This window comes from Streptococcus dentiloxodontae, assembly GCF_053206925.1.
The window spans coordinates 262,279-270,285 of the sequence record NZ_JBRUHR010000002.1; the positions used below are offsets into that span (position 1 = coordinate 262,279).

The 8,007-nt window shown below is 36.4% G+C and carries 9 protein-coding genes and 1 pseudogene; 1 reads left to right on the top strand and 9 read right to left on the bottom strand.

The window, feature by feature from the left end:
• The first annotated feature begins 48 nt into the window (after positions 1–48).
• Positions 49–237: a hypothetical protein gene (locus ACVRZ8_RS02715; protein WP_447447809.1), complete on the top strand. Its 189-nt coding sequence runs from the start codon at positions 49–51 to the stop codon at positions 235–237.
• 611 nt (positions 238–848) lie between these two features.
• Here the strand turns inward: ACVRZ8_RS02715 and ACVRZ8_RS02720 are convergent.
• The 9 genes and pseudogenes from ACVRZ8_RS02720 to ACVRZ8_RS02760 all read right to left on the bottom strand — a co-directional run bounded on the left by ACVRZ8_RS02720 (position 849) and on the right by ACVRZ8_RS02760 (position 7,649).
• Positions 849–1,775 (bottom strand): site-specific integrase, encoded by a 927-nt coding sequence (locus ACVRZ8_RS02720; RefSeq protein WP_447447810.1) that lies wholly within the window; start codon positions 1,773–1,775, stop codon positions 849–851.
• A gap of 15 nt (positions 1,776–1,790) precedes the next feature.
• Positions 1,791–2,291: pseudogene (locus ACVRZ8_RS02725) on the bottom strand (restriction endonuclease subunit S); the annotation flags it as partial.
• 68 nt (positions 2,292–2,359) lie between these two features.
• The gene (locus ACVRZ8_RS02730; RefSeq protein WP_447447794.1) at positions 2,360–3,583 is read right to left on the bottom strand and encodes an ATP-binding protein; all 1,224 of its coding nucleotides are present in this window, start codon (positions 3,581–3,583) and stop codon (positions 2,360–2,362) included.
• 114 nt (positions 3,584–3,697) lie between these two features.
• Positions 3,698–4,312 carry a restriction endonuclease subunit S gene (locus tag ACVRZ8_RS02735; RefSeq protein WP_447447795.1) on the bottom strand — a complete coding sequence of 205 codons (615 nt, stop codon included), beginning with the start codon at positions 4,310–4,312 and terminating at the stop codon, positions 3,698–3,700.
• A 200-nt stretch (positions 4,313–4,512) separates the two neighbouring features.
• Positions 4,513–4,896, bottom strand: a complete 384-nt coding sequence (locus ACVRZ8_RS02740; RefSeq protein WP_447447796.1) for a PBECR3 domain-containing polyvalent protein — start codon at positions 4,894–4,896, stop codon at positions 4,513–4,515.
• Positions 4,886–5,455 carry a restriction endonuclease subunit S domain-containing protein gene (locus ACVRZ8_RS02745; protein WP_447447797.1) on the bottom strand — a complete coding sequence of 190 codons (570 nt, stop codon included), beginning with the start codon at positions 5,453–5,455 and terminating at the stop codon, positions 4,886–4,888. The genes ACVRZ8_RS02740 and ACVRZ8_RS02745 overlap by 11 nt, the downstream gene beginning before the upstream one ends.
• Before the next feature lie 144 nt (positions 5,456–5,599).
• Complete coding sequence (locus ACVRZ8_RS02750; RefSeq protein ID WP_447447798.1) at positions 5,600–6,520, bottom strand: DMT family transporter; 921 nt, start codon at positions 6,518–6,520, stop codon at positions 5,600–5,602.
• Positions 6,521–6,597: 77 nt separating this feature from the next.
• Positions 6,598–6,990 carry a hypothetical protein gene (locus ACVRZ8_RS02755; protein WP_447447799.1) on the bottom strand — a complete coding sequence of 131 codons (393 nt, stop codon included), beginning with the start codon at positions 6,988–6,990 and terminating at the stop codon, positions 6,598–6,600.
• 14 nt (positions 6,991–7,004) lie between these two features.
• The gene (locus ACVRZ8_RS02760; protein WP_447447800.1) at positions 7,005–7,649 is read right to left on the bottom strand and encodes a TetR/AcrR family transcriptional regulator; all 645 of its coding nucleotides are present in this window, start codon (positions 7,647–7,649) and stop codon (positions 7,005–7,007) included.
• Positions 7,650–8,007 lie beyond the last annotated feature (358 nt).

The window sequence follows — 8,007 nt, forward strand, 5'->3', positions numbered from 1 at the left end:
TACGTCAACGTTGGTAATGATTGGTACTATGTAGATGCTGATGGCAGTATCCTAAAAGGTGAACAAACCATTGACGATGTAAAAGTTTACTTTGATAAGAACGGCAAACAAGCCAAGGGTGAACTTATCACCGAAAATGGTAAGATTCATTACTACGATCCTCATACAGGTGCTCGTGTGTCAAATACAACCCTTACAATCAATTTTGACGATAAGGGCAACGGCAGAATTATTTAAAAATCAAAGCACTGTATGCACATAAATAAAATATCTCCGTTTTCTAATAGATAGAAGACAGAGATATTTTTTGTTTTATAGTCATTTCATTTTGAAACAGTAAAGACAACTTTTTATCAATCTGCGGGAAACAACGGAGTTGTACCTAAAGCCGGTCGCCGTAGTGGCCTAAGGGAGTGGGACAAAGAAAATATTCAGTGGATGTTTTCTTCATGAGCTTAAAAAACTAAAAAGCGAATCGGGATTTCGTAGAAATCGATTTTGTAGTCCCACCCCCGCACAGTTGATTAGGTAGACCGCTATCACTTGCAAAGCAAGGGATGAGGACTTCCAATCAACCACTGCGTCAAACTGTTACGGCTATTTATATGACAATCCTAGAGACTTTTGTCCCACTCTCAGGTAAATGGAAAGACTTTTGGCTTTCCATTAGCCATGAAAGCGCAGGTTTGCTGGCGTGCCGACCACCTAAGGCAGACTAGGCTAGGAATACTAGTTATAAACTAAATAACTATAAAAGACCTGTTCTATTTCCCTCACTTGACTTTTCGTATCTTATGAGAATCAAAAACCAGCTAACTGCTGGTTCAAGCTTCATCAGCGTTTTTTTATTAAGTTAAACTTGTTAATGAACGCATAATCAAATCAATATCTTGATTCTCTAGTTCATGTATAATGTGTAAATACGTTTTTTGAGTCGTGGTCATACTGGCATGCCCCAATCTCCTAGCAACACTAGCGATTGAAACACCTGAAAACAACAAGAGAGAGGCATGGGTGTGCCTTAAACTGTGTATTGAGATTTCAGGAATTTTTGCCGCACGACAGCGTCTAAATAATCGATCATTAACAGTAGAATTATACACCTTGCCTGAAACAAAAATGGGTTTATCCTCAGGCAAATCCTTGGTTAATTCAAAAAACTGAATCACTAACTGCCAATCAATTTGAACTTTTCGGATAGAAGATCTATTTTTCGTTGGTAAAAAACCTCCGCTACCTTTATAGTCCCACGTTTTATCAATGGTAATCACCTGATGGCTAAAATCAAAATCCTGCGGAGTCAATGCCAAAGCTTCTGAAAAACGCAAACCGGTTTTAGCAATTAATAAAATAAACCAATCCCAAGAGACTTCATTTCCTAAATCAAGCGCTGTCAACAACGAACGCAATTCAAATTGGCTCAAATATTTTGTCCGTTTGGTTGTCGGCATTTTTCCTTTAATAATAGCCTTGCGAGTTGGATCTTTATCTATTATGCCATCATCTAAAGCGTCTAATATTGCACCTTTTAATTGATGATGAAAATCCATCGTTGTTTGACGTTCATGCTCAAGGGCGTAAGCATTTAACAACCCTTGATAAGCTATCCTATCCAATTGTTGTAATTCCAACTTAGGAGCTAACCGATGTAACCATTGAAGTGTCATCTTATATTTAGCCAGAGTAATCGGTCGAACAGCCCCTTCTTTATAAATCCTTATCCAATTTTTATAATAATCATGAAAATATTGCACTTTTTCCCTCTTTTCTTTCAAAATTAACTTACGCTGATGAAGGGTAAGCAGCTCATCCAACTGACGGAAAAAAGTACCGATAGCTTCTTGTTCAGAATAACTTGGCAATGGAACATCTATTTCCATCATCTTATTTTTAGAGATGTTGTATCTTGAAATCCCTTGTGCAAGATATACAATCTTTCTTCTAACCACTGCTGAACGAAGCATATAGGCCATATAATAGGGTGCAATTCTATCAGTTAAACGGTAACCAAAACAAAAACTATTAAGATAAATGTTTTCAGTATTTCCAAGCCATACAGAGGACATACCAACCTCTTCTGGTGTTTCTGAAGAAGTTGTAAAAAATACATCTCCATATCTCACTTCGTTTTGCTTCTCATCTACTTCAATAGCTTCTATCTTGGTAAGATCAGAAACTGGATTAAGAAATACATTCATGTATGTCACAAAACGACCGTCCCCATGACCAAAATCTGATTTTGTTTTACCAGATAATCCAGTAAATGTACTTCCTATATCCCCCAACTTCCGCTGTTCCCATGCGTCAGTTCGTCAAAAAATTAAAAATCGTACAGGTTCCCTATACGATTCTATATCTCTCAACTCTCTTTGATACCTGTTTCCAACAACCAATCCATAATATTTTTCTTCTCTATTCCATTATAATTTGCAGAGGGCTGAATGGTATCCATTGTTAAAAGGTATTTTGGAAACTGATCTTTAATTTCCTCCAGCGGACGAAGTTCTCTTTCTAAAGTTTCTGGTGCAAGTGTCGTTTCACTCACCTGATAATAAACATAATGACCAAGGTCGGTTACCGCCACAAAGTCAACTTCATATTTATCCACATTTCCAACATAAACATGAGGATACCTGCGTCGCAACTCCAGATAAACAATATTTTCCAACATGTGACCGATGTCTTCTTTGTGATCTGGCAGCAAGAGCCTTCTAAAACCTAAATCAACAGCATAATACTTTTCCAACCGTTGCAGCAAGGCACGCCCTTTTACATCAAAACGCGGCACAGCGTAAAAAAGTAAGCTGTCTGTCAGACTTGTCAAATAGTTTTCCAAAGTGGCATGTGATAAAGAGACACCTTGACTAATCAAGGTATTGCGGATCTTATTCGTAGAAACAAGACTTCCTACACTACTAAGAAGGGCTCGGACAATGCGCTCGATCACAGCAGGGTTCGGATTTCCCAGCCGTGATACAATATCATTCAACAATATAGAGTTGTAAATACCTCTTAGATAGTCGATTCTCTCTGCATAAGTTGCCGTTTGTAGCAGATAAGGAAAAGCACTAAACAGATAATCATTAAAATGTTCTGCTCTGCTTTTTTGTTCCAATAAATTCTTTCCAGTAAGATATTCTTCAAAAGACAAAGGCAGAACTTCTATTTCAACATAACGCCCTGTTAAGTTCGTCGCCAACTGACCACTCATGAAGTAGGCATTTGACCCCGTCAGATAGAGATCAATATTGGGATCAATGAATAAACTGTCAGCTACCAGCTCAAACTGATTGACATGCTGAATTTCGTCTAAAAAAATATAGTGCTTCTTATCCTCAACCAAACGCTCTTTGATATAAGAATACAAGACCTTAAAATCACGTAGGTCGTAAAAAGTCAAATCCTCAAAATTGATGGAAATAATTTGCTCCTCTGCAATACCTTCTTTAAGCAATTCCTCTTTAAAAAGCTGAAACAGAACAGACTTTCCTGCACGGCGCACACCATTAACCACTTTGATAATTTGGCGATCACGATGTCTTCTTAGAAACTCTAAATAAAGCGGTCTTTGAATATAGTTCATAATCGTTACCTCAAAAATAGTATAACCTAAATAATTATTATTTTCAAATATTTGGAAATAATTACCTATTTTATTTATTTTTTCTATTTTTTTAAAAATAATACTTGAGCCTTTTCACGGAATATGAATAAAAATAGAAAATAAACACCAAAACTTACGCTGATGAAGGGTAAGCAGCTCATCCAACTGACGGAAAAAAGTGCCGATAGCTTTTTGTTCATTTTTATTTAATAAAGCTACTGGAAAATTTACAAGAATACTTTGATTTAAGTGTTTTATTGTCCCACCTGTTGAATTTCGGATCACATAAGCCATTAAAAACGGAGCTTTTAAATACTGAAAGAGATATTTTTCATCCACTTCATTTTTATCTTTTATTTCAACATTAAATACTCCAGCATTGAGTGTTGCTGGCATTGTTAATCCTTGTACATAAGCGACTTTTCCAAGTGTCCCATCCTTTGTAATTAATATACTACCGTTACTAATTTGTATATGTTTATCTTGCTCATATCTTTCTTTACCAACATAATGGCAAGTTTCATAATTTATCGTTCCATCTTTAAAGTCCGTCCCTGTAATTAACATATACTCTCCATCATCTAAAAATTCAGATGTTCGAAGATTCTGCCACCCAATCCGTGCGTGCATTGTTGTTAACTCTGATAACTTCCGCTGTTCCCATGCGTCAGTAAATCCTAGAAATCTTAGTTTTGGTGTATTCGTCATCCGTTAGCCCCCCAACTTCCGCCGTTTTTTCGTATTTCTGGAAAATCGCAGAAAACCTCAATACAAGAAAAAACCGCCAACGAAGTTGACGGCTAAGAATTTAGGAAGACGGCTGGTCGGCGTACCCAGCATCTCAGATACCTTTTCAGGTGCGGCAGGAACCTTTTCTGCCCTCGACTTCCATTTCTATTATCATTCTACTATTCTTTGAATGACCTGTCAACTTTTTTCAATCGCCCACTATATAAACGCTGCTTCACTTTATACTCACTAACAGTATACATGGTTGGAATATAATAACAATTATTCTTCTTATCAATTTTTAAGGCCAATAAAACATTAGAATCATATCTTTTAATCAGCTCCATACTTTCATTATTTTCTCTAGGGTTTATCCCTACATAATCTGGACTTGAAATGATTTCAGTAATTTTATCAAAGTAAATGAGAACATCTTCATGTTTTTGTTTCACTAAATGCTTTTTTAACCCTTCCTCAAATATCGCCACATCCGAGATAGAGCTGTCTAGATCAACTAGTTTTTTGAAATACGGTAAAATCTCACCAATAATTTTATATTTCATCTACAATCCTCTTTAACTTCTCCATCATCAGCATGTGCTCTTTCTTTCGCCTTTCTTTTTTTAGAGTCTCTAACCTGAGTTGATTTAGATAAAGACCCCCTATCAATTCTTGCCTTTCTAAATTAGGAAGCGGGGGCAATACAATATCTTTTAAAACACTTATGGTTACTTTCCGAACAAGACTTCCCTGCAAATTAAGCACAATTTGTTTTTTTACGTTTTTACTTTCATTCAAAAGATAAAGTAAATATTTTTTTGATAAACCTCTATGAGGGGTAATTTTAACAAAATTCTGAGTAAATAAATAGTCAGCATGTTCTTTCGAAACAATAGCACCTTGTCCTGTAATCATACTGTAAATTAAATCTCCTTCTGATAATAGTTGAACATCATCAAACGTGTGAATTAGTTTATCATTAACCCTTTGATTTTTATGACTATGTAGATCTGCTTCCAAATGTTCTTGAGAATAGAAACGATAAATAGGAGCTGATTTTTCTAATGATTTCTTTATCCTTGTTTGAGGATTTCCCGTTTGAAAAGTCGTGTGTGTTTTCATTTTGTAATTTTCCTGTTTTTATTATTTGTATTGATTATAATATATAAGAAAAAGCAAGCAAAATTTGCTCGCTTTATTTGTAAAAAGGGAATAATTGCATTTTAAATGCGCTCTGCAGCATTATTAAAAAATCTTTCACTCAATTCAATCCCTGCTTAACAGCGAATCTCTCTTTAAACGCAATAAATCTTTAATAGAAATAAGACTTACAGAGACAATAATAAGCATAATTCCAAAGATATCAGCAGGATAAAAGATCTCTCCCATAAAGAAGACAACAAAGATAACAGAAGATATAGGTTCAACAGATGGCAGTAAGCTCCCTTTCACTGCGCCAATAATAGAGGTTCCCTTAAGAAAAACGGTATAAGCAAAAATGGTTCCAATTCCAATCAGGCCAAAAAATGCTATGGTATTATCGAACGTCAAAACACATTCATATTGCCAGCACTGTGTCATGATTGAAAAAGAGCTGCCTCCTATCAGCATGGCTGGTTCAATAACAAGAAGACTTCCCCATTTTTGAATAAGTTTTACTGGAATCAAAATGTAAAGTGAGCAGGACACAGCAGAGAGCAAACCCCAGAAAAGCCCCTCAGGAGTGATAGCTAAACTATTCCATTGGCCATGGGTTGCCATCAGATAGGTTCCAATAACTGCACCAGCGATCGTCAAAAATTCAATGACTGTCGGTCGTGTTCTATGCCTGATACAGACATAAGTCAAAATAAAAATCGGTGTTGTATACTGCAAAACCGTTGCTGTACCTGCGTTTGTTGCTTGAACCGCTTTTAGATAAGCGTATTGATTCATGAGAAGACCTAAAAAGGCAAATAGCACAAGTCTCAAAAGAGCTTTTTGGTCTCTTAGCATCGCTAAAAACGCCGCTTTTTGTTTGAAAAACACTAGTCCAAGTAAGAATAGACCTGACAGTGAGAGCCTCAAAGCAGTCAACAGATTAACATTCATACCATGCGCCATCAAATACTGACCTGACACACCTGAAATTCCCCAAGCAATCCCTGCTGCCAGCACCATTAAACTACCCTTTATTTGTTTAGCCATAGCATTCCTTTCCAGCATATCAGCCTTATCATTGTAACATATTTATAGTCAACGATGTTCTTGAGAATACCTAGCAATCAGCCGTTGTTCTTGCTCTTTCTAGCTCTCTTTTCAATCCACCAGCCAACCAACCAGCCCACAACCAGCAAATAATTTTCTGCTGCACCAAGACCATTTACAAACGACTGCGTCTGTAAAAAATGCACTAAATGATTGGTTCCAATGCAAGCTCCTCCCACAATCAAGGCTAATAAAACCGCCCTTAAATAAAACCAATCATACTTGATATTCACCGCTAGTAAAATAATGATCACAGCAATATCCCAAAATGCGATTTCCCTCTGCCAACTGTGCGCAATGCCGTAACCTGAATGCCTTCCCATATAATCTGGAAAAAACAGCTGCAGCACCGTTGCGCCAAGCATTGCAGCAATGACTAGCACAAACAGCACTCTCAAAAATTTATTCATATTTTTTCTTCCTACTATTTTTTGTTTTGATTTCTAAGCACACGCTTTTTAAGCTCCCAACACTTTTCATCTGAAAGAAGAGGAAGTTGCTGACTCGTCAAAAAATAAGCTAGATAATCAATCTTCTGAGAAATACTCTCATTCGACGAATCCGCAATGGTCGGATCCAGCCACACATCCAGCAAAATCACAAATGAACTAGCCGTCTCAAAAGGATATGGACAGGAAAATTCTCCATTTTTATTGCCTTGTTCAATCATCTCTCCAACAAAAGGCGCAAGCTTATTGACCGTATTTCTTAGCGTAAACAACAGACCAAATGGGACTTTTTCAGCCCAATTGATTCTAGTGAGCTTTTGGAGCATTTGATGGTTAATCAGCTCATCAATCAGACTAAGCAATCGCTGCTTGGCCGACTGAGAATTTTGCTCCGCTAATGTGGCCATTTTTTGATTTAGAGCCTCCGTCTCCTCAGTTATGACTTGCTCTAAAATTTCCTCCTTACTCCTAAAATGATGGTAAACCGCTCCTTTAGAAAGTCCAGAACTACTGACAATATCGCTCATTTTAGTTTCCTTATAGCCTCTTTGGGTAAATAAATCTAAGGCAGCCTTTTTAATTTTTAATTGCGTTTGCAATGATTTTTCTTTTTGGTTCATTTTTTTACTCCAACATCAAAAACAGACCTTTAGTCTGTTTTTGATTATAAAGGACACTTGTAAAATTGTCAATATAAAAAGCCAGTCTTGAAACTGACTTTAAACATCATCTAAGACAATGAGATAGATTTTCTTACCTTTTTCAAATATTTCACATGGTATTTTGGCTCTATAATATCTGTAGTGGGTAAATCTCATTCAGATATTATAGGGCTTTTTGAGTGTATACACAAAAAGTCCCATATGACTTATAATGAAAAGCGACCAAACTCACATTAGAAAGACTCATATGGAACATCTTTCAATACCACAGATTTAATCGGATTGAAAGACAAAAATATCAAAATCTTGTTTGTTT